Source organism: Haloarcula sp. CGMCC 1.2071, from assembly GCF_037078445.1.
GTDB classification, from domain to species: domain Archaea; phylum Halobacteriota; class Halobacteria; order Halobacteriales; family Haloarculaceae; genus Haloarcula; species Haloarcula amylolytica.
Map to the genome: position 1 here is coordinate 455,816 of NZ_JAYMGY010000001.1, position 18,601 is coordinate 474,416.

The following is an 18,601-nucleotide window of genomic DNA, read 5'->3' on the forward strand; positions in this document are numbered from 1 at the left end:
CGCGTCTCAGGCGGTAGCGTTCAGCACTCGGACCAGCCACAGGACTCGCAGGTCTTGCAACCCTCTGAGTAGTACAGCGACAGCGAGCCACAGTCAGGGCACTCCGGGCTTTCGCCGGCGTCGATGATGTCCTGCTGGTCGCCACCTGCGTCAGATGCGGCGGCGGCCGCACCGCCGTCAGTCTGGGTCTGCGTGGCGGTCTCGCCGTCGGCCTTCTCGGCAGTCTCCTCCAGCGTAGTCTGGTCGGGGTAGGCCTTGTCGACGTCGCCGTCGAGGTAGCGGCGCAGGGCTGTGCCGATGGCGTCCGGGATGGACTGGATCTGCTCGCCCTTGTCCCAGGCGACCTTCGGCGACCGGATGCCCTGCAGTTCGTCGGCGATCTCTTCGGGGTCGACGCCCGAGCGCAGCGCCGTCGAGATGGTCTTGGCCAGCGCCTCGGTGAAGGAGGCGGTGAAGCCGCCGGAGTTGCCGATGTTGGCGAACAGTTCGAACGGCCGGTCGGCCTCGGGGTCCTCGTTGATGTTGACGTAGAGCTTCCCGTAGCCGGTGTCGATGCGCTGGGTCACGCCGTGGAGTACGTCCGGCCGAGTCTGCTTCTCGGCGTACTCGGCGTCCCCGTCGGCGACACCAAGCACCTGTTCGATGGAATCATCGATGGCCGCCTGGACGGCCTCGTCTTCGAGGAAGCCCTCGATGCCGCCGAAGACCTCCTCGATCTGGGCGACGATCTCGTCGGCGTCCATGTCCGAGAACTCCGTGTTCTGGGCGCGCGTCGTCAGCACCTGCTTGCTGCGGGTGCCGTCGCGGTAGTAGGTGACGCCCTTGCCGCCGTGGTCGTAGATGTACTCGAACACTTCGGCGGCGTCCTCGGTCGTGGAGTCGTTCGGGGCGTTGACCGTCTTCGAGATGGCGGAGTCGACGCCTTCCTGACAGGCCACCTGGATGCCCGCGTGCTGCTTCGCCGAGAGGTCGCCAGTGGTGACGAACAGTTCGCCGATAGCGTCGGGCACGGTCGTCAGCCCGTCGACGCCGTCGAACTCGTTGTTGGCCATCTGCTCCTGGGCCTCCTGTTTGACGGCCTCGACGTCGATGTCGTTGTCCTCCAGCGCGCGGAGGAAGTAGTCGTCGAACTCCACGAGCATCTCGTCGCCCTGCACGTCGTCGGAGACGTTCTTGTAGTAGGCGACGTTGTAGATCGGTTCACACCCACCGGTGGTGTTGCCGATCATCGAAGTCGTCCCGGTCGGGGCGATGGTCGTGGTGTTGTGGTTCCGAATCGGGTAGCCGTCAGCCCAGTCGCCGGCGTCCTCGCCGGTCTGCTTCTCGAACCACTCGGGGTAGTCCGTCGGGTTCGCGTACTTGGAGTTCTCCCACTCGGAGAAGACACCACGGTCCTCGGCGAGTTCGTGGCTCGCGGCCTTGGACCCGTGGTTGATGTGGCGCATCGTCTGGCGGGCGATCTCGTTGGCCTCTTCGGTCCCGTAGGCGACGCCGAGCTGGATGTACAGCTGGGCCAGGCCCATGATACCGAGGCCGATCTTGCGCATCTCCCGGACCTTCTGCTCGATCTTCTCGACCGGGAAGTCGGACATCGTGACGACGTTTTCGAGGAAGCGGGTACCGAGTTCGATGCGGCGGTCGAACTCCTCCCAGTCGATGGCGTCCTCGAGGAACGCGTCGATAGCTGCCTCCTTCGAGTCGTACTCGCCGGCGTGCTGGTCCGACCAGACGCGCCAGTCCGGCGCGTCTTCGGCGGCCAGCGTCGAGAGGTTGATGTGCCCGAGGTTGCAGGCCTCGTACTCCTCGAGGGGCTGTTCGCCACACGGGTTCGTGGCGAGAATCTCGTGGTCGGGGTGCTCCTCGACGTCGAAGGAGTGCTGCTTGTTCACCCGTTCGAGGTAGATGACGCCGGGCTCGCCGTTCTCGTGAGCGCCCTCGACGATGTCGTCCCAGAGTTCCTCGGCCGGAATCGAGAGCTCCTCGCCGACCTCGACGTGCTCGCCGAGGCCGAACATGTCGTACAGTTCCTTCGTCTCCTCGGTGGCGATGTGGGCCTCGCCCGTTCGCGGGTTGGTGAAGGTGAACTCCTCACCGGCCTTCAGCGCCTCCATGAAGTCGTCGGTGACGCCGACGGAGATGTTGAAGTTCGAGAGGTGGCCCTCGACGGCGTTGCGGAGGTGCTTTGGCACCTTTCCGTCGTCGTCGATGAGTTCGCGGGCCTCCTCCAGCGCCTCGGCGAAGGAGTTGTGCGTGAAGTCGTCCGGGTCGTTCAGGCGCAGCGTCTCGGCGAGCGAGACGTCCTTGTTCTTGGCGTGGATGAACTGGATGACGTCCGGATGGGAGACGCGCATGACGCCCATCTGTGCGCCGCGGCGGGCGCCACCCTGGGCGATAGTCTCGCACATCTGGTCGTACGTCCGCATGAACGTGATGGGGCCGGACGCGATGCCGCCGGTCGAGCCGACGGGGTCGCCGTACGGGCGGAGCTTCCAGAACGCGTAGCCCATGCCACCGCCGGACTGGAAGACCTGTGCGGCCTCCTTGGCGGTCTGGTGGATGTCGTCGATGTCGTCACCAGGGGAGTCGACGAAACAGGCCGAAAGCTGCTGGAGTTCGTCGCCAGCGTTCATCAGCGTCGGCGAGTTCGGCATGAAGGAGAGCTGCTCCATCTGCTCCTGGAATGCGTCGGCGGTCGATTCGACGTGGTCGCGGACGCCCTCAGGAAGTTCCGGCACGACCGTCTCGTAGGCGAACTTGTTGACGTTGTAGACAGAGAGCTCGGTCTCGACGTCGTCGTCGACGGACGTTCCCTTGCCGAACACCTCGTCGGCGAGTTCGTCGCGGCGCGGGTGGTCGGGCTTCAGCTGGTCCGGCGAGACGTGTACGTCGACGTCCTGCTTGTTGGCCTCGAACACGGCCTCGGCGAGCGCGATGTTCTTCGCGACACGGTCGAAGAGATCTTCGGGTTCCTCGATGAGGTCACCGTTGGCGTCCTTCCGGAGGTAGCGAGCCGGGAGGATGTTGTGGTAGGCGTTGCCTGTAAGTCGCTCTTCGATAGTGTCACCGTCGGTACGTTTGATCGGGAGCGTGATCTCGTCGGCGGAAAGGTCGCTGTTACTCATCGCCCGCTCCTCCTCCCGACAGCGGCCGTCTGTCGGTCGATACCCCTCGTCGTAGCTACCCGTGATCCTGTCATTTCTGGCGGCGAATACGTATTCATCGATAGCGTTTAATCCTTCTTGTCTGCGATTCGGCGGCGGCCGTAGCAATCTCGGGAGTCGTGGCTACGGTACTCGACGAACTGTGCTGGTGACGCGTGAAACGATAGCCGCGTACAACGGAATAGATGCCGTCGATTCTCCTTAATACTGTCCAGACCGAGGTGAAAGTGAAACCCCGGCCCTGTGAACCACCAGACGTAAGCGAGATATCCAATGGAAACTGGCGGGGGTTTGCGGGTGAGGATATACGCTCGCCAACAGTGCGTAGGGATGTAATAAGGCTGTGTCAGACGCCCCGCCGTAGTGCGGTTTCGATGAAACAGGCCTGTCAGTCCGTGCGGTGTCGATATGGTGTGGTGGTAGCTCAGTTCGTCCCTGTGCCATCCGGGAACGTGCCCGGTATTCAGTTCGAGGCCGGACCGAATGGAAGGCGAGAGGCGGGACGCTTACAGGTCTGTGGACCGAAGGAGTGTGCGTGCAGTACGACGGGCTCACCAAGGGAATCGCAGTGGTGTTTGGAGGCCTGACAGTCGTCCTGACAGCGGTGGGCCTCGTGATCAATCCCGCGGTGCTCTTCCTGGCGCTCATGTTCGGCGCGTCGACGTATTTCATGTACTACCACCTCAGCGGGAAGATGGCCGCGAGCCTCTACGAGCGGGTCGAACGACAGGCGGCACAGAACACGGGGAACGCCCGCCGCGGTGGGTTCGGGGCCGGCCCACGCGAAGAATGGGAACCGCCACGAGACGGCCGGCGAGCGCGCCGCTCGCGAGCGTCGCAGGGTGGCCAGCGTCGTCGCCAGGGGCGGCAGCGACAGCGTCGCCAGGCAGCGGGCGGCCGGCAGCGCCGACAGCGGGTTCAGTCGTCGGGACCGAGTCCGGCGGAGGCCTACCAGCGGCTCGGCATCGAGCCGGACGCCGATCAGGGGACGATCAAGCGGGCTTACAGGGAGAAAGTCAAGGAGGTCCACCCCGACACTGACAGCGGGAGCGAAAGGGAGTTCAAGCAGGTGCAAGCGGCCTACGAAACGCTGACTGACGACTGACCGCAATTCCCATATGCGGCGCTCCGAACCCGGACGTATGGACAACGACACGCCGCCGCTCATCGTCGACATCGACGGAACGTTGACTGACGAAAGCCGAGCGATTGACCCCCGCGTCATGCCGGTCCTTCGCGAGTGGCCTGCACGCGTCGTCATCGCGACCGGAAAAGCGATGCCGTTTCCAATTGCGCTCTGTGAGTTTCTCGGCATCGAACGGACGGTCGTCGCCGAGAACGGCGGCGTGGTGTTCGTCGAAGCTACCGACGAGCTCAGACTCGAAGGCGACCACGAGGCGGCGCTCGCGGTCGGCGAGGCCTATCGCGACCTGGGCCATGACCTGGGGTTCGGACAGGTCGACCTGGCAAACCGATGGCGCGAGACGGAACTCGTCGTGTCGCTCGACCAGCCGCTCGAACCGCTGGAGGACCTGGCCGCGGCACGCGGGCTCGTCGTCCTCGACACCGGCTTCGCGTACCACGTTACAGACCCGGTCGTCGACAAGGGGACGGGCCTCGAAGCGGTGTGTGCTGAACTGGACCTCGCTCCGGAGACGTTCCTCGCCGTTGGCGACTCAGTGAACGACGCCCAGATGTTCGACCTGGCTGGAGAGGCCGTGGCCGTCGCCAATGCCGACGAGACAGCGCTCGAACGCGCCGACCGGGTTACCGACGGGACCTACGGCGACGGCTTTCTCGAAGCAGTCGCGCCGTACCGGGAGTGACAGTCGTGTGATTCACTTTTAGACCAGTCGCTAATCAGATAGGCAAACAGGAGACACCATCGGCGCAACCCAGCACACGGAGCGGCGTCACACAACCGCAAACTCCGTGTGGCGGCTCAGTCCACGACCCGGTCTGGCCGCGCCTTCGCGTATAAATATCCGCCGACCGCTACTGTGAGAGGGATACTCAGCCACCGCGCTCAGGAGTTCTCTGGAGCCGTAAATCCGGGGAAGGCTTATATCTGCCCCACAGTAACGGGAGGATATGAGCCCCGACCGGGCCGTCCTCCGGCGCGCGCTTGACCGCGGCGAGCGGGAGGGCGGCAGCGTCGAGTTCAAAGAACGGCTCACCGAAGATCTCCACCTGTCAGAGGGGCGACTCGAATCCCTCGCAGCGCAACTCCGCCACCGCGTTCTCTCCGGGGACGGGGAGGCGACGTACGTCGTCGGCGTCACCGACGACGGCGGGCTCGCCGGCATCTCGCCGGCGGAGTTCTCAGAGTCGATGGACGTACTCAGCCTGCTGGCAGAGGAGGCCGGCGCGCACATCGAGGAAGTGAAAACGTGGGGCGTCGACGGCGTTTCGGAAGACGGGGCGACAGTCACCGACGGCATCGTGGGCGTCGCGACGGTTTCGGAGGGATCGGTCCTCGCAGACGACGACCACATCGTCGTGGGTACAGCCGGCCACGTCGACCACGGCAAATCCACGCTCGTGGGGTCGCTGGTCACCGGCGACGCTGACGACGGCGAAGGCGGGACACGCGGCTTTCTGGACGTTCAGCCACACGAGGTCGACCGAGGTCTCTCGGCGGACCTCTCCTACGGCGTCTACGGCTTCGACGAGGACGGCGAGCCGATCCGCATGGACAACCCACATCGGAAGGACGACCGCGCGCGGGTCGTCGAAGCATCCGACCGGCTCGTTTCCTTCGTCGACACTGTGGGCCACGAGCCATGGCTACGGACGACGATCCGCGGCCTCGTGGGCCAGAAACTCGATTACGGTCTCCTGACCGTCGCGGCCGACGACGGAGTGACAGAAACCACGCGCGAACACCTCGGCATCCTGCTGGCGACGGACCTTCCGACCATTGTCGCAATCACCAAGACCGACCTGGTCGATGCGGAACGGGTCGCGGAGGTCGAACGCTCCGTCGAGCAGGCACTGCGAGAGGTCGATAAGACGCCGCTCCGGGTGGCGCGACACGGCGTCGATACGGCCATCGACGAAATCTCCGAAACCGTCGTCCCCGTCGTCACCACCAGTGCCGTCACCAAGGCGGGGCTGGACGACCTCGACGAGATGTTCGAGGCGTTACCCAAGACGGCCGGCGAGGTGGGCGACTTCCGGATGTACGTCGACCGGACGTACAACGTTCAGGGGGTCGGCGCAGTCGCCTCTGGCACCATCAAATCCGGCGAGGTCGAAGCCGGCGACGAACTGCTGCTCGGGCCGATGCAGGACGGGAGCTTCCGCGAGGTGGAGGTCCGGTCCATCGAGATGCACTACCACCGGGTCGACGAGGCCAAGGCCGGCCGCATCGTCGGCATCGCGCTGAAGGGAGTCCGCGAGGCGGACATCGAGCGCGGGATGGTCCTGCTGCCGAGCGACGCCGACCCATCGCCCGTCCAGGAGTTCGAGGCCGAGGTGATGGTGTTGAACCATCCGACCCGTATCGGTGACGGTTACGAACCCGTGGTCCACCTCGAAACGGTCAGCGAGGCTGCGGCCTTCTATCCAGAGGGCGGGCAGTTGCTCCCTGGCGACGCGGGCAAGGCCCGAGTCCGGTTCAAGTTCCGTTCGTATCTCGTCGAGGAAGGCCAGAAGTTCGTCTTCCGCGAGGGGAGTTCCAAGGGCGTCGGGACCGTCACCGACACCGACCCGGCCGAGTAGCGGCCCGCTGTCTCACTGGTCTGTCCCGTCTTCAGTCGGCTGTCTGTAACCGTCGTCCGTTTTCTCGGCGAGTCCCAATATCACAGCCCACTCCAGCAGGTTCGCCGTGCGCTCCTGCCAGACGGCTTCCCAGTCGGTGTGACGTTCACGTTCCCAGCGAGGAATCTCCTCTCGGAGTGCATCGAACGCAGCGGCAGCCTCTACCGGCTCCGAACCGAGCACGGCGAGGAGCACGTCGACGCCGAAGACCGATTCCTCGAAGGCCGTCGCGAGGGCCGCCCGGTCGGGGTCGGTCCTCGTCCTGTAGTAGCCCCGGTCGCTCTCGGCGACCAGTCCCAGCGCCTGTAGGAAAACCAGATATTTTTGGGCCGTTTCGCGGTCGGACACGTCAGTCGCCGTCTGAATCGCGCGACAGCAGTCGGCCTCGCTGTCGGGGACGAGCGGAATCGCGTCTCTGGCGCTCTCCAGAAACGAGTGCGAGCGGGCCGGCGGCGCGACCTTGTAACGCATACCCGATTACAGGCCGAAGCTCTCGGCCAAGACGCCCTCGCTCGTCTCACCGACGACGTGCGTGTCGCCGCCGACCACGTCGAGGGTGACCGCGGCGGGGCCGAACAGTTCGACCGGGAGCTCCGCGAAGTCCCAGTCGACGTCCTCGAAGACGCCTTCCAGCGGCTCGCCGTATTCTTCGGCCGCGACGGAAGGAACCTCGTCGAAGCGGTCGAGGGACTCGTCGACGGTGAGGTGGACCTCGCTGCCGTAGGCGAGCGCGTCCGTGGTCCGGGCCATCGCGGTCGCTTCGTCGCCGGCGACCGGCGCGACCGGCGCGCGGCCGCTGGCCGACAGGACCGACACCGGGTCGAAGCCGAGTTCGGCCAGTCGGAAGACGGCCAGTTCGGCGGCCCGGGCCGCGGCGACGACGCTCCCGGTGACACTCGCAGTCGCGAACGACGGCAGGAACACGCCCGTCTCGGGGACGCCGGTGCGCTCGGCGACCTGGCTCGCAACGTCCTCGTCCGGCAGTTCGTCGGTTTCCAGGGCCAGCACGGCGAAGTCGGCGTCCTCGCGGTAGCCGATGCGCTGGAAGGCCTCCTCCTCAGCGACGAGCGCGCGTGCGGGACCGCTTCCCAGCGCTTCGAAGCCGTCGACGGCCAGTTCCCAGCCGCCCTTTTGCGAGCACAGCAGGGCCAGCGCCGGGTGGTCCGTCGACAGTTCGACGTGGTTCAGCGGCGCGCCGTCGACGGTGGCCATCGTGGACTGGACCGTCGCCAGCCCGGCCGTCTGGATTTCCGCGAGCAACATTCCGGCTTCGACAGCGCCGGGGACCTCGACGCCGAAGTCCAGCACCGCGGCGTCGCCCTCCAGCGCGTGTACGTCTATCGTGAGCTCGTCGGCGAAGTCGATGGCCTCGTCGACGAGTTCCGTGGCCATCCGATTGAGACTATCCATACGCCGTCTTTGGCACCCTTCCCTTTAATTGCCGCCTTCGGTCGCGCCGCTTCTGGCCGCCCGACCCAGATGCTCCTCGACGGCGTCGACCTTGTCTTGTGCCTGCTGGTCGACGGTCCGCTTGTCGTCGATCTTCAGGAACGTGCTCACGCGGTCGCTCTGCTCGCCGACGGCCTCGTGAGCCGCGTGGGTGGCCGCGAACAGTTCCTTGCTGTCCTCCGCTTCGATGATGGTCCCCATCGGTGTCGTCTCGTACTCGACGTCGAACGCCTCCAGCGCCGCGACGGCGTCGGCGACGTAGGAGGACATGCTGCCTTCGATGACCGGTGCGACCGAGAGAAACCCTATGCAGGTCATATCGGTCTTCACGCGCGCCCGCGACCTAACCGCTGTGGTGTACGCGACCCGCCGTGGTGCTCGCGTGACGCTACCCGCTGTCAGACTGGACTAAAGAAGCCGCCGCTGTTCGGAACGATTACTCGCCTTCCTCGACCGGAGCCCCGCGAGCGTTCGTCTTCACGCTCTGGAGGCCCTGCTTCGCCTTCTGCTTGGAGGCGTAGCCCTGCCCGCAGTCCGCGATTATTTCCCCGTTGTCGTGGCGGAGCCGCCAGCGCGCCTTGCCCTCGCTGTCTTTGAAGAGTTCGAACGTCGCTTTGCTGCCCCCCTCTTCGACAACACCGTCGTCGTCTTTGGACTCGTCGACGACGTACGCGCCGGGCGCGTTGGATTTGACGCTCTCGAGGCCCTGCTTGGCTTTCTGCTTGGAGGCGTAGCCCTCCCCGCTGTCGGCGATGATGTTTCCGTTGTCGTGGACGAGCCGCCAGCGGTACTGCTCGGCGTTGTCCTCGTACACCTCGAACGTGGCCTTGCTCGCAGCCACGTCAGTCGCTACCTCCCCCTCGTCTTCGTCCCACTGCATATCGATTTCAAGTGAGACAGTGCCGTCTTCCTGCTCGACCTCCACCTCGAACTCGGATTCGGCCGGCGGCGTGACCGTCACAGTCTGTTCCTCATCTGCCGGGGCCGGCTCACCGCGGCTGAGTCTGTTCGCCAGCCGTCGGAAGTACGACGCAATTCCTCTTCGACTCCGCGTCTCCTGTGACTCGTGGACCGTCTCGTCTGTCATACAACCGGACTGTCGATGGGGTAGCAAATAATGGTACTCCCCATCTGTCAGGCAATGCGATAGTCGCTCAGGGGAACCCTCGATACGTGGTGTGCAATCAGATGACTCAAAGGGACGCATCGCTCGTCGGTTTGCGTCGTCAGAAATGCGCTGGCTGGGATTTGAACCGGAGCCAGACGGTCGCCCTCACTCGCTACGCTCGTTGTGGGCGCTGCGACTGGCAGGATTCAAATCCAGTTCGATTTTATGACTCACAGATTACGAGCACACGCTACGCGGTGCTCGGTGGAGTTGTTCGTCGTAGAAATGCGCTGGCTGGGATTTGAACCCAGGTTGTGACCATGGCAAGGTCACGTGATACCAACTACACTACCAGCGCGCACTTCGTTCTGCACTGACCCTTGCGGCCGTCGGCCGCTCGGTACCAGCGCGCAACGCCTCGTTGCAATCAAATCTGGCGGGGGTGAGAGTAAAAAGCCTTCCGTTTTCCGGGGAAAACCATGGGAAGTGAGGGCAATCGCCGCCCCGTCTGAGAGCCGTATCGTGTGATGGCGTCACGGGGCATGGCCTTTCGGAAGCGGCAATCCAGCGAACGGTCCCATCGGTCCCGAACCGGCATGACGGACCATGTGAACGCGACGCATCGCGAACGCGAAACGGGGCCTTTTTAAGCCCGGGAAGGGGAGATATCGGCACAGTCTAGTGGCGCGACGTGGAAGCGTCACGGCATGACGACCAGCGTACTCGTGCCGTCTTCCCTCGCACGGGAAGCCGAAGACAGACGCGAGGCAACTCGCAAGCTCGGTTACGTGGCCCGCGCGGCCGCGGTCTACCGGGTTGATCGGCTGACAGTGTACCCCGACCCTGACGGGGCGGGCAAGTGGGAAGACGGGTTCGTCGAAACCGTGCTGCGGTACGCCGCGACGCCCCCGCACCTCCGAAAGGAGATGTGGGGTAAGCGGGACGAACTGGAGTACGTCGGCGTCCTGCCGCCGCTCCGCGTGCGTTCACAGACCGGCTCCGGATCTGAGGGTTCGGGGTCGTTAAGACAGGGAATCGTGACCGAGGTCGGAGCTGATGGGCGCGTCCGGGTCAATTGCGGCATGCAACACCCGATCTCCCTTCCCGTCCCAGCGGATATGGACGTGGAACAGGGGGAGCGCGTGACCGTCAGGGTCTCTTCGCGACGGCCGGTCCGGGCGAAACTCGTCGACGCCCCCACAACGGGATTCGACGTTGTCGCCGCGGACCTCGATGCGGCACTCTCGCGCGACGATGCCGGGCTCACTATCGCGTCCTCGCGATACGGCGAGCCGGTAACGTCGACCCGTCTCGGCCAGTTGGCCGAGCGGCGCGACGCCGAGGGCGGCATGACCGTCGCCTTCGGGGCACCCGAGCGCGGGTTACCGTCGATACTCGACGTTGCCCCGGACGCCGTCGGGGGAGACCAGACGAGCGACGAACCAGAAGGGTTCGACCTCTGGCTGAATACGGTTCCGAACCAGGGCAGTGAGGTCGTGCGAACGGAGGAAGCTCTGTTCGCCTCCCTCACCTGTCTAACCCTCACGGAGTAAACGAATGCCACAACCAAGCAGACCACGCAAAGGCTCGCTGGGCTTCGGCCCGCGCAAGCGCTCGACGAGCGAGACACCTCGCTTCAACAGCTGGCCGTCTGACGACGGGCAGCCGGGCGTCCAAGGGTTCGCCGGCTACAAGGCAGGCATGACACACGTCGTGCTCGTCAACGACGAACCCAACTCCCCCCGCGAGGGGATGGAGGAGACTGTCCCGGTGACAGTCATCGAGACGCCGCCGATGCGCGCCGTCGCCCTGCGAGCGTACGAAGACACGCCGTACGGTCAGCGTCCGCTGACGGAAGTCTGGACCGACGAGTTCCACTCGGAACTCGACCGGACCCTGGACGTTCCGGAGGACCACGACCCGGACGCTGCTGAGGAACAGGTACGAGACGCACTCGAGGCCGGTGACCTCGGGGACGTGCGACTCATTACGCACACCGTCCCCGACGCCGTCCCGAGCGTCCCGAAGAAAAAGCCCGACGTGATGGAGACTCGCGTCGGCGGTGGGTCCGTTTCGGACCGCCTCGACCACGCCCTCGACCTCGTCGAGGACGGTGGCGAACACGCCATGAACGACATCTTCCGCGCCGGCGAGTACGCCGACGTGGCCGGTGTCACGAAAGGCAAGGGGACGCAGGGTCCCGTCAAGCGATGGGGCGTCCAGAAGCGGAAAGGCAAGCACGCCCGCCAGGGATGGCGCCGACGGATCGGCAACCTCGGTCCGTGGAACCCGTCCCGTGTGCGCTCGACGGTCCCCCAGCAGGGGCAGACCGGCTACCACCAGCGCACCGAGCTCAACAAGCGCCTCATCGACATCGGCGACGGCGACGAACCGACCGTCGACGGTGGCTTCGTCAACTACGGCGAGGTCGATGGGCCGTACACGCTCGTGAAGGGCTCCGTGCCCGGTCCGGACAAGCGCTTGGTGCGCTTCCGGCCCGCGGTGCGTCCGAACGACCAGCCGCGCCTCGACCCCGAGGTGCGCTACGTCTCTAACGAATCGAACCAGGGATAACCTATGCAGGCAACAATCTACGACCTGGACGGCAACACAGACGGCGAGGTCGACCTGCCGGACGTCTTCGAGACGCCGGTTCGGACCGACCTCATCGGCAAAGCTGTACGTGCCGCACAGGCCAACCGAAAGCAGGACTACGGGTCCGACGAGTACGCCGGCCTCCGAACGCCGGCCGAGTCCTTCGGTAGCGGCCGCGGCCAGGCACACGTCCCGAAGCAGGACGGCCGTGCCCGCCGCGTCCCGCAGGCGGTCAAGGGGCGACGCGCCCACCCGCCGAAAGCCGAGAAGGACCGCTCGCTCGACCTCAACGACAAGGAACGGCAGCTGGCCGTTCGCTCGGCGCTGGCCGCAACGGCCGACGCCGACCTCGTCGCCGACCGCGGCCACGAGTTCGACCGTGACGAAGTGCCCGTCGTCGTCTCCGACGACTTCGAGGACCTCGTCAAGACGCAGGAAGTCGTCTCGCTGCTGGAGGCGCTCGACGTCGACGCCGACATCGACCGCGCCGACGACACGAAGATCAAGGCTGGACAGGGCTCGGCCCGCGGACGGAAGTACCGTCGCCCCGCCTCGATTCTCTTCGTGACCAGCGACGAGCCGTCGACGGCCGCCCGCAACCTCGCGGGGGCCGACGTGGCGACCGCCAGCGAGGTCAACACGGAAGACCTCGCGCCCGGCGGCGAGCCCGGTCGACTCACCGTCTTCACGGAATCCGCACTCGCGGAGGTGGCCGAGCGATGAGCTGGGATGTCATCAAGCACCCACACGTCACGGAGAAGGCCATGAACGACATGGACTTCCAGAACAAGCTCCAGTTCGCCGTCGACGACCGCGCCTCCAAGGGCGAGGTCGCCGACGCCGTCGAGGAGCAGTACGACGTGACAGTCGAACAGGTCAACACGCAGAACACGATGGACGGCGAGAAGAAGGCCGTCGTTCGCCTCTCCGAGGACGACGACGCCCAGGAAGTCGCCTCCAGAATTGGGGTGTTCTAACGATGGGACGACGAATCCAAGGACAACGGCGCGGCCGCGGGACCTCCACGTTCCGTGCCCCGTCGCACCGTTACAAGGCGAATCTGGAGCACCGCAAGGTCGAGGACGGCGACGTCGTCGCCGGCACGGTCGTCGACATCGAGCACGACCCTGCCCGCTCGGCCCCGGTCGCCGCCGTCGAGTTCGAAGACGGCGACCGCCGACTCATCCTCGCGCCGGAAGGCGTCGGGGTGGGCGACGAGCTACAGGTCGGCGTCAGCGCCGAAATCGCACCCGGGAACACGCTCCCGCTGGCCGAGATCCCAGAGGGGGTCCCGGTGTGCAACGTCGAATCCAGCCCCGGTGACGGTGGGAAGTTCGCCCGCGCGTCGGGTGTCAACGCCCAGCTGCTCACCCACGACCGCAACGTCGCGGTCGTCAAGCTCCCCTCCGGGGAGATGAAGCGGCTTGACCCGCAGTGTCGTGCCACCATCGGCGTCGTCGCCGGTGGCGGCCGAACTGACAAGCCGTTCGTGAAGGCTGGCAACAAGCATCACAAGATGAAAGCGCGAGGGACGAAGTGGCCCAACGTCCGCGGTGTGGCGATGAACGCCGTCGACCACCCGTTCGGTGGCGGCGGCCGCCAGCACCCCGGCAAGCCCAAGTCCATCTCGCGGAACGCCCCGCCTGGCCGTAAGGTCGGGGACATCGCCTCGAAGCGAACTGGTCGAGGTGGCAACGAATGAGCTCAGAATATCAAATCGGCCACGAAGGAGAGTTCTCCTTCCGCGGCCACACGCTCGACGAGCTGCAGGAGATGGAGCTCGAGGAAGTCGCGGAACTGCTCCCCGCTCGACAGCGGCGAAGTATCGTACGCGGCCTGACCGAGGAGAAACACAAGCTCCTCGAAAAGGCCCGCGAGGCCGGCGAAGAGGAGACAGCCAACGACCCGATCCGGACCCACCTGCGCGACATGCCGGTGGTCCCGGAGATGGTCGGGCTGACCTTCGCCGTCCACGACGGCCAGAACTTCGAGCGTGTCAAAGTCGAGCCCGAGATGCTCGGCCACTACCTCGGTGAGTTCCAGCTCACACGGAGTAGCGTCGAACACGGTCAGGCCGGTATCGGAGCGACACGCTCCTCGAAGTTCGTACCGCTCAAATAATCATGGGAATCAGTTACTCAGTCGAAGCCGACCCGGACACGACGGCCAAAGCGATGCTCCGGGAGCGGCAGATGAGCTTCAAGCACAGCAAGGCCATCGCCCGCGAAATCAAGGGCAAAACGGCCGGCGAGGCTGTCGACTACCTCGACGCGGTTATCGAGGGCGACCAGCCCGTTCCGTTCAAACAGCACAACTCGGGCGTCGGCCACAAAAGCAAGGTCGACGGCTGGGACGCCGGACGATACCCGGAGAAGGCCAGCAAGGCCTTCCTCGACCTGCTCGAGAACGCGGTCGGCAACGCCGACCACCAGGGCTTCGACGGTGAGGCCATGACGATCACGCACGTCGCCGCCCACAAGGTCGGCGAGCAGCAGGGTCGCAAGCCCCGCGCGATGGGGCGTGCCTCGGCGTGGAACAGCCCGCAGGTCGACGTCGAACTCATCCTCGAAGAGCCGGAGGTCGAAGACTAATGGCCGACGAACAACAGTTCATCGAGGACGGACTCCAGCGGACCCAGATCGACGAGTTCTTCGCAGAGGAACTCGGTCGCGCCGGCTACGGCGGCATGGACGTCGCCAAGACGCCGATGGGGACCCAGATCGTGCTCAAAGCCGAGAAGCCAGGGATGGTCATCGGCAAGGGCGGGAAGAACATCCGGAAGATCACCACGGAACTCGAGGACCGATTCAACCTCGACGACCCGCAAGTCGACGTGCAGGAAGTCGACGAGCCGGACCTCAACGCCCGCATCGTCGCGGACCGACTGGCCAACGCACTCGAGCGTGGCTGGTACTTCCGCAAAGCGGGCCACACCACCATCGACCGTATCATGGAGTCGGGCGCGCTCGGCGCAGAGATCGTCCTCTCCGGGAAGGTCACCGGTGCACGCTCGCGCGTGGAGAAGTTCAACCGCGGCTACGTCAAGCACAACGGCGAACCCGCGGAGGAAATCGTCGACAGCGGTGTCGGCGTCGCCGTGATGAAGCTCGGTACCATCGGGGTCCGAGTCAAGATCATCCCGCCGGACGCTGAGCTCCCCGACGACTTCGAGATCTACGAGGATGTCGACGTCGAGGACTACGTGGCCGACACCGACGGCGAGTCTGTCGAGGAACTCCTCGAAGGCGAGCCCGAAGACAGCGAGACGGCCGAGGAACTCGACGAAGACGTGGCCACCGGGGCCGACGACGAGTCCGAGGCTGACGAGGAGTTCGTCGACGAGGAAATCGTCGAGGAAGACGTCGAGGTCCCGACTGACGACGATGTCGAGGACGTCGACGTCGACGAACTCGAAGACGCTGTCGACGAGGAACTCGACGAGGACGTCGAGGCGGAAGCCGAAGAGCTGATGGACGAAATGGACGACGAGGAGGCTGACGACGAATGACCGTCCTCCACGTCCAGGAGATTCGGGACATGACGCCCGCCGAGCGCGAGGCGGAACTCGACGACCTGAAGACCGAACTGCTGAACGCCCGGGCCGTGCAGGCCGCGGGTGGTGCACCGGAAAACCCCGGTCGCATCAAGGAGCTGCGGAAGGCCATCGCCCGCATCAAGACGATTCAGGGCGAAGAAGGCGACCTGCAGGAGAACGAATAATGCCACTGACACCCGAGACGCTCCCACGACACGAACTCGTCGGCCTCGACTGTGAGGTCGTCGCGGCGTCCAACCCGGACGCCATCGGTATCAGCGGAACTGTCGTCATGGAGACGACACAGATGCTGACAATCGAGGGGGCCGACCGGGTGTGGCACGTGCCGAAGGACAGCGCGACTTTCGCCTTTGCCGTTTCCGGACAGCGAGTCCGGGTCGACGGCGACCGACTCGTCGCGCGTCCCGCTCGTCGCACAGAGAACACAGGAGATTCACTATGGCGCTAGGACTGAACGTACAGGAACCGGAGGAAACCTGTGCCGATCAGAACTGCCCGTTCCACGGAGAGCTCTCCGTGCGCGGACAGACACTGAACGGCGAGGTAGCCTCCACTGACATGGAGAAGACCGTTGTCGTCGAGCGCGAGTACGACGTGAAGGTGCCGAAATACGACCGCTTCATGAAGCGGCGGAGCCGCGTTCCGGCTCACGCACCCGATTGTCTCGACCTCGCGGTCGGTGACACGGTCACGATAGCAGAGTGTCGACCGCTCTCGAAAACGAAAAGCCACGTCGTCGTTAGCGCGGGCTCGGACGAGGCCGCGAACGACGAACAGGACGGTGATGCCTGATGGAAGCACTCGGTGCTGACGTCACGCAAGGCCTCGAGAAGGGCTCGCTCATTACGTGTGCGGACAACACGGGAGCGCGCGAACTCAAGGTCATTTCCGTCCACGGCTACTCGGGAACGAAGAACCGCCACCCCAAAGCTGGGCTGGGCGACAAGATCACGGTCTCGGTCACCAAGGGGACGCCCGAAATGCGTCGCCAGGTGCTCGAAGCCGTCGTCGTCCGCCAGCGAAAGCCGATCCGTCGACCCGACGGCACCCGCGTCAAGTTCGAAGACAACGCGGCCGTCATCGTCGACGAGAACGAGGACCCGCGCGGGACCGAGCTGAAAGGTCCTATCGCACGGGAAGTCGCACAGCGATTCGGCAGTGTGGCATCAGCAGCGACGATGATCGTATAGAACCATGAGCAAGCAACCAGACAAACAACGCAAGAGTCAACGACGTGCCCCGCTTCACGAGCGGCACAAGCAGGTCCGGGCGACGCTCAGCGCCGACCTCCGCGAGGAGTACGGCCAGCGCAACGTCCGCGTCAACGCTGGTGACACCGTCGAGGTGCTCCGTGGCGACTTCGCCGGCGAGGAAGGCGAAGTCCTGAAGGTGGACCTCGACAAGGCCGTCATCCACGTCGAAGACGTCACGCTCGAAAAGACGGACGGCGAGGAAGTCCCGCGACCGCTCGACACCTCGAACGTCCGCGTGACGGACCTGGACCTCGAAGACGAGAAGCGCGAGGCCCGTCTCGATTCGGAGGATGATTCCGCATGAGTAACCACCAGAAGCGACTCTCGGTGCCGGACAGTTGGCCCGTAGAGCGCAAGACCGCGACGTTTACGGTGAAAGCCGGCGCCGGCCCGCACGGTGAGGACGGGGTTCCCCTACTCATCGTCCTTCGGGACGTGCTCGGCTACGCCGACAACCGCAAAGAAGCCCGCTACGCCCTCAACGAGGACAACGTCCTCATCAACGGGAAGGCCATCTCCGACGAGGAACGCCCCGTCGGGATGTTCGACATCCTGGCCTTCACCGAGCGCGAGGAGTACTACCGCGTGTTCCCCGGCGAGGGTGGTCGGCTGGCGCTGACCGCAATCGACCCGGACGCGGCCGAGTCCAAGCTCGGTAAAATCGTCACCAAGACCCACGTCTCCGGTGGCGACGTCCAGCTGGGCCTCCACGACGGTGAGACGCTCATCGTCGAGGACGACCAGACCTACGACGCTGGCGACTCCATCGTCGTCGGCAACGAGGACGGCGAAATCGTCGCCCACTTCGAGTACGAAGAGGGCGCGCTCGTCACCGCCGTCGACGGCGCCCACGCGGGCGAAGTCGGCGAGATCGAGGAGATTCAGGTGACGCCGGGGTCGGCCCAGAACAATGTCATCGTCTCTCAAGAGAACGGCGAGGGCTTCGAGACGGTCGAAGAGTACGTCGTCGTCATCGACGAGAACTTCACGGGTGATGACGAATGAGCTCCGAGAGTGAGTCCGGCGGCGACTTCCACGAGATGCGCGAACCGCGCATCGAGAAGGTCGTCGTTCACATGGGTATCGGCCACGGTGGCCGCGACCTCGCCAACGCAGAGGACATCCTCGGGGAAATCACCGGGCAGACGCCGGTACGAACGAAGGCCAAACGGACCGTCAGCGAGTTCGACATCCGCGAGGGTGACCCCATCGGTGCGAAGGTCACGCTCCGCGACGAGATGGCCGAAGAGTTCCTCCAGACGGCGCTGCCGCTGGCCGAACTGGCGACGAGTCAGTTCGACGACACCGGCAACTTCAGCTTCGGCGTCGAGGAACACACCGAGTTCCCGAGCCAGGAGTACGACCCGAGCATCGGAATCTACGGGCTGGACGTGACGGTCAACCTCGTCCGCCCCGGCTACCGCGTCGCAAAGCGCGACAAGGCGTCGCGCTCGATTCCGACGAAGCATCGACTCAACCCGGCGGACGCGGTCGCCTTCATCGAGTCGACCTACGACGTGGAGGTGAGCGAATGAGCGAAAGTGAAACCACAGACGAGCCCGATTCCGAGACGGCAACCAGTGAGCGAACTGGCCAGCTCGAGTCCTGTCAGCGCTGCGGTCGCGAACAGGGACTCGTCGGCAAGTACGACATCTGGCTGTGCCGCCAGTGCTTCCGCGAGATTTCGCGGGGCATGGGCTTCAAGAAGTACAGCTAA

24 protein-coding genes and 1 tRNA gene are annotated in these 18,601 nt (G+C 65.0%); 19 read left to right on the plus strand and 6 right to left on the minus strand.

All coding sequences use genetic code 11. The features are described 5' to 3' along the window. Positions 1-20: 20 nt before the first annotated feature. The gene (locus VI234_RS02345) at positions 21-3,122 is read right to left on the minus strand and encodes an adenosylcobalamin-dependent ribonucleoside-diphosphate reductase (RefSeq protein WP_336329129.1); all 3,102 of its coding nucleotides are present in this window, start codon (positions 3,120-3,122) and stop codon (positions 21-23) included. Positions 3,123-3,696: 574 nt separating this feature from the next. On the opposite strand from VI234_RS02345, the gene VI234_RS02350 reads away from it, so the two are divergent. The 3 genes from VI234_RS02350 (at position 3,697) to VI234_RS02360 (ending at position 6,884) form a co-directional block, all read left to right on the plus strand. Beyond that, positions 3,697-4,266 carry a J domain-containing protein gene (locus VI234_RS02350; protein ID WP_064287673.1) on the plus strand — a complete coding sequence of 190 codons (570 nt, stop codon included), beginning with the start codon at positions 3,697-3,699 and terminating at the stop codon, positions 4,264-4,266. A 37-nt stretch (positions 4,267-4,303) separates the two neighbouring features. Then, on the plus strand, positions 4,304-4,987 hold the full coding sequence (locus tag VI234_RS02355; protein ID WP_014040882.1) for a phosphoglycolate phosphatase: 684 nt from the start codon (positions 4,304-4,306) through the stop codon (positions 4,985-4,987). Between the two features lie 265 nt (positions 4,988-5,252). Further along, a complete protein-coding gene (locus VI234_RS02360; RefSeq protein WP_336329130.1) occupies positions 5,253-6,884 on the plus strand; it encodes a GTPBP1 family GTP-binding protein in 1,632 nt (543 codons plus the stop codon). Positions 6,885-6,896: 12 nt separating this feature from the next. Here VI234_RS02360 and VI234_RS02365 read toward each other — a convergent pair whose 3' ends face one another. From VI234_RS02365 to VI234_RS02385, 5 genes are all read right to left on the minus strand, one after another. Further along, complete coding sequence (locus tag VI234_RS02365; protein ID WP_008312883.1) at positions 6,897-7,394, minus strand: hypothetical protein; 498 nt, start codon at positions 7,392-7,394, stop codon at positions 6,897-6,899. A gap of 6 nt (positions 7,395-7,400) precedes the next feature. Next, positions 7,401-8,333 (minus strand): methenyltetrahydromethanopterin cyclohydrolase, encoded by a 933-nt coding sequence (gene mch, locus VI234_RS02370; protein WP_336329131.1) that lies wholly within the window; start codon positions 8,331-8,333, stop codon positions 7,401-7,403. A gap of 24 nt (positions 8,334-8,357) precedes the next feature. Beyond that, on the minus strand, positions 8,358-8,690 hold the full coding sequence (locus tag VI234_RS02375) for an MTH1187 family thiamine-binding protein (protein ID WP_008312885.1): 333 nt from the start codon (positions 8,688-8,690) through the stop codon (positions 8,358-8,360). 118 nt (positions 8,691-8,808) lie between these two features. Next, positions 8,809-9,459 (minus strand): HVO_2922 family protein, encoded by a 651-nt coding sequence (locus tag VI234_RS02380; protein WP_008312886.1) that lies wholly within the window; start codon positions 9,457-9,459, stop codon positions 8,809-8,811. Positions 9,460-9,766: 307 nt separating this feature from the next. After that, positions 9,767-9,838, minus strand: a tRNA-Gly gene (locus VI234_RS02385). Positions 9,839-10,187: 349 nt separating this feature from the next. Here VI234_RS02385 and VI234_RS02390 point away from each other — a divergent pair. The 16 genes from VI234_RS02390 to VI234_RS02465 are packed head-to-tail and all read left to right on the plus strand — an operon-like array spanning position 10,188 to position 18,601. Further along, entirely contained in the window at positions 10,188-11,033 is an 846-nt protein-coding gene (locus VI234_RS02390) for a putative RNA uridine N3 methyltransferase (RefSeq protein ID WP_004957426.1), read from the plus strand. Positions 11,034-11,037: 4 nt separating this feature from the next. Further along, a complete protein-coding gene (gene rpl3p / locus VI234_RS02395) occupies positions 11,038-12,054 on the plus strand; it encodes a 50S ribosomal protein L3 (RefSeq protein WP_008312890.1) in 1,017 nt (338 codons plus the stop codon). A 3-nt stretch (positions 12,055-12,057) separates the two neighbouring features. Then, on the plus strand, positions 12,058-12,798 hold the full coding sequence (gene rpl4p / locus VI234_RS02400; RefSeq protein WP_008312892.1) for a 50S ribosomal protein L4: 741 nt from the start codon (positions 12,058-12,060) through the stop codon (positions 12,796-12,798). Further along, a complete protein-coding gene (locus VI234_RS02405; RefSeq protein ID WP_004591553.1) occupies positions 12,795-13,052 on the plus strand; it encodes a 50S ribosomal protein L23 in 258 nt (85 codons plus the stop codon). The genes rpl4p and VI234_RS02405 overlap by 4 nt, the downstream gene beginning before the upstream one ends. A gap of 2 nt (positions 13,053-13,054) precedes the next feature. Further along, the gene (locus tag VI234_RS02410; RefSeq protein WP_336329132.1) at positions 13,055-13,777 is read left to right on the plus strand and encodes a 50S ribosomal protein L2; all 723 of its coding nucleotides are present in this window, start codon (positions 13,055-13,057) and stop codon (positions 13,775-13,777) included. Further along, a complete protein-coding gene (locus VI234_RS02415; protein ID WP_004516967.1) occupies positions 13,774-14,196 on the plus strand; it encodes a 30S ribosomal protein S19 in 423 nt (140 codons plus the stop codon). The genes VI234_RS02410 and VI234_RS02415 overlap by 4 nt, the downstream gene beginning before the upstream one ends. A gap of 2 nt (positions 14,197-14,198) precedes the next feature. Further along, complete coding sequence (locus VI234_RS02420; protein WP_008312913.1) at positions 14,199-14,666, plus strand: 50S ribosomal protein L22; 468 nt, start codon at positions 14,199-14,201, stop codon at positions 14,664-14,666. Further along, positions 14,666-15,583 (plus strand): 30S ribosomal protein S3, encoded by a 918-nt coding sequence (locus tag VI234_RS02425; protein ID WP_008312915.1) that lies wholly within the window; start codon positions 14,666-14,668, stop codon positions 15,581-15,583. The genes VI234_RS02420 and VI234_RS02425 overlap by 1 nt, the downstream gene beginning before the upstream one ends. Next, positions 15,580-15,795 carry a 50S ribosomal protein L29 gene (gene rpmC, locus VI234_RS02430; protein ID WP_004516964.1) on the plus strand — a complete coding sequence of 72 codons (216 nt, stop codon included), beginning with the start codon at positions 15,580-15,582 and terminating at the stop codon, positions 15,793-15,795. The genes VI234_RS02425 and rpmC overlap by 4 nt, the downstream gene beginning before the upstream one ends. Further along, complete coding sequence (locus VI234_RS02435; protein ID WP_336329133.1) at positions 15,795-16,079, plus strand: ribonuclease P protein component 1; 285 nt, start codon at positions 15,795-15,797, stop codon at positions 16,077-16,079. Before rpmC ends, VI234_RS02435 begins: the two co-directional genes overlap by 1 nt. Further along, the gene (locus VI234_RS02440; protein WP_008312918.1) at positions 16,070-16,423 is read left to right on the plus strand and encodes a 30S ribosomal protein S17; all 354 of its coding nucleotides are present in this window, start codon (positions 16,070-16,072) and stop codon (positions 16,421-16,423) included. The genes VI234_RS02435 and VI234_RS02440 overlap by 10 nt, the downstream gene beginning before the upstream one ends. Further along, entirely contained in the window at positions 16,423-16,821 is a 399-nt protein-coding gene (locus tag VI234_RS02445; protein ID WP_004516961.1) for a 50S ribosomal protein L14, read from the plus strand. The genes VI234_RS02440 and VI234_RS02445 overlap by 1 nt, the downstream gene beginning before the upstream one ends. A gap of 4 nt (positions 16,822-16,825) precedes the next feature. Then, on the plus strand, positions 16,826-17,188 hold the full coding sequence (rplX, locus tag VI234_RS02450) for a 50S ribosomal protein L24 (RefSeq protein WP_008312919.1): 363 nt from the start codon (positions 16,826-16,828) through the stop codon (positions 17,186-17,188). Next, a complete protein-coding gene (locus VI234_RS02455) occupies positions 17,185-17,889 on the plus strand; it encodes a 30S ribosomal protein S4e (RefSeq protein WP_008312920.1) in 705 nt (234 codons plus the stop codon). Before rplX ends, VI234_RS02455 begins: the two co-directional genes overlap by 4 nt. After that, positions 17,886-18,419, plus strand: a complete 534-nt coding sequence (locus VI234_RS02460) for a 50S ribosomal protein L5 (protein ID WP_336329134.1) — start codon at positions 17,886-17,888, stop codon at positions 18,417-18,419. Before VI234_RS02455 ends, VI234_RS02460 begins: the two co-directional genes overlap by 4 nt. Continuing rightward, the gene (locus VI234_RS02465; protein WP_008312921.1) at positions 18,416-18,601 is read left to right on the plus strand and encodes a 30S ribosomal protein S14; all 186 of its coding nucleotides are present in this window, start codon (positions 18,416-18,418) and stop codon (positions 18,599-18,601) included. Before VI234_RS02460 ends, VI234_RS02465 begins: the two co-directional genes overlap by 4 nt.

Coding starts and splice junctions, on each gene's coding strand:
- VI234_RS02345 (WP_336329129.1), bottom strand. CDS start 3,122: ATGAGTAACAGCGACCTTTCCGCCGACGAGATCACGCTCCCGATCAAA.
- VI234_RS02355 (WP_014040882.1), top strand. CDS start 4,304: ATGGACAACGACACGCCGCCGCTCATCGTCGACATCGACGGAACGTTG.
- VI234_RS02360 (WP_336329130.1), top strand. CDS start 5,253: ATGAGCCCCGACCGGGCCGTCCTCCGGCGCGCGCTTGACCGCGGCGAG.
- VI234_RS02365 (WP_008312883.1), bottom strand. CDS start 7,394: ATGCGTTACAAGGTCGCGCCGCCGGCCCGCTCGCACTCGTTTCTGGAG.
- mch (WP_336329131.1), bottom strand. CDS start 8,333: ATGGATAGTCTCAATCGGATGGCCACGGAACTCGTCGACGAGGCCATC.
- VI234_RS02375 (WP_008312885.1), bottom strand. CDS start 8,690: ATGACCTGCATAGGGTTTCTCTCGGTCGCACCGGTCATCGAAGGCAGC.
- VI234_RS02380 (WP_008312886.1), bottom strand. CDS start 9,459: ATGACAGACGAGACGGTCCACGAGTCACAGGAGACGCGGAGTCGAAGA.
- VI234_RS02390 (WP_004957426.1), top strand. CDS start 10,188: ATGACGACCAGCGTACTCGTGCCGTCTTCCCTCGCACGGGAAGCCGAA.
- rpl3p (WP_008312890.1), top strand. CDS start 11,038: ATGCCACAACCAAGCAGACCACGCAAAGGCTCGCTGGGCTTCGGCCCG.
- rpl4p (WP_008312892.1), top strand. CDS start 12,058: ATGCAGGCAACAATCTACGACCTGGACGGCAACACAGACGGCGAGGTC.
- VI234_RS02405 (WP_004591553.1), top strand. CDS start 12,795: ATGAGCTGGGATGTCATCAAGCACCCACACGTCACGGAGAAGGCCATG.
- VI234_RS02410 (WP_336329132.1), top strand. CDS start 13,055: ATGGGACGACGAATCCAAGGACAACGGCGCGGCCGCGGGACCTCCACG.
- VI234_RS02415 (WP_004516967.1), top strand. CDS start 13,774: ATGAGCTCAGAATATCAAATCGGCCACGAAGGAGAGTTCTCCTTCCGC.
- VI234_RS02420 (WP_008312913.1), top strand. CDS start 14,199: ATGGGAATCAGTTACTCAGTCGAAGCCGACCCGGACACGACGGCCAAA.
- VI234_RS02425 (WP_008312915.1), top strand. CDS start 14,666: ATGGCCGACGAACAACAGTTCATCGAGGACGGACTCCAGCGGACCCAG.
- rpmC (WP_004516964.1), top strand. CDS start 15,580: ATGACCGTCCTCCACGTCCAGGAGATTCGGGACATGACGCCCGCCGAG.
- VI234_RS02435 (WP_336329133.1), top strand. CDS start 15,795: ATGCCACTGACACCCGAGACGCTCCCACGACACGAACTCGTCGGCCTC.
- VI234_RS02440 (WP_008312918.1), top strand. CDS start 16,070: ATGGCGCTAGGACTGAACGTACAGGAACCGGAGGAAACCTGTGCCGAT.
- VI234_RS02445 (WP_004516961.1), top strand. CDS start 16,423: ATGGAAGCACTCGGTGCTGACGTCACGCAAGGCCTCGAGAAGGGCTCG.
- rplX (WP_008312919.1), top strand. CDS start 16,826: ATGAGCAAGCAACCAGACAAACAACGCAAGAGTCAACGACGTGCCCCG.
- VI234_RS02455 (WP_008312920.1), top strand. CDS start 17,185: ATGAGTAACCACCAGAAGCGACTCTCGGTGCCGGACAGTTGGCCCGTA.
- VI234_RS02460 (WP_336329134.1), top strand. CDS start 17,886: ATGAGCTCCGAGAGTGAGTCCGGCGGCGACTTCCACGAGATGCGCGAA.
- VI234_RS02465 (WP_008312921.1), top strand. CDS start 18,416: ATGAGCGAAAGTGAAACCACAGACGAGCCCGATTCCGAGACGGCAACC.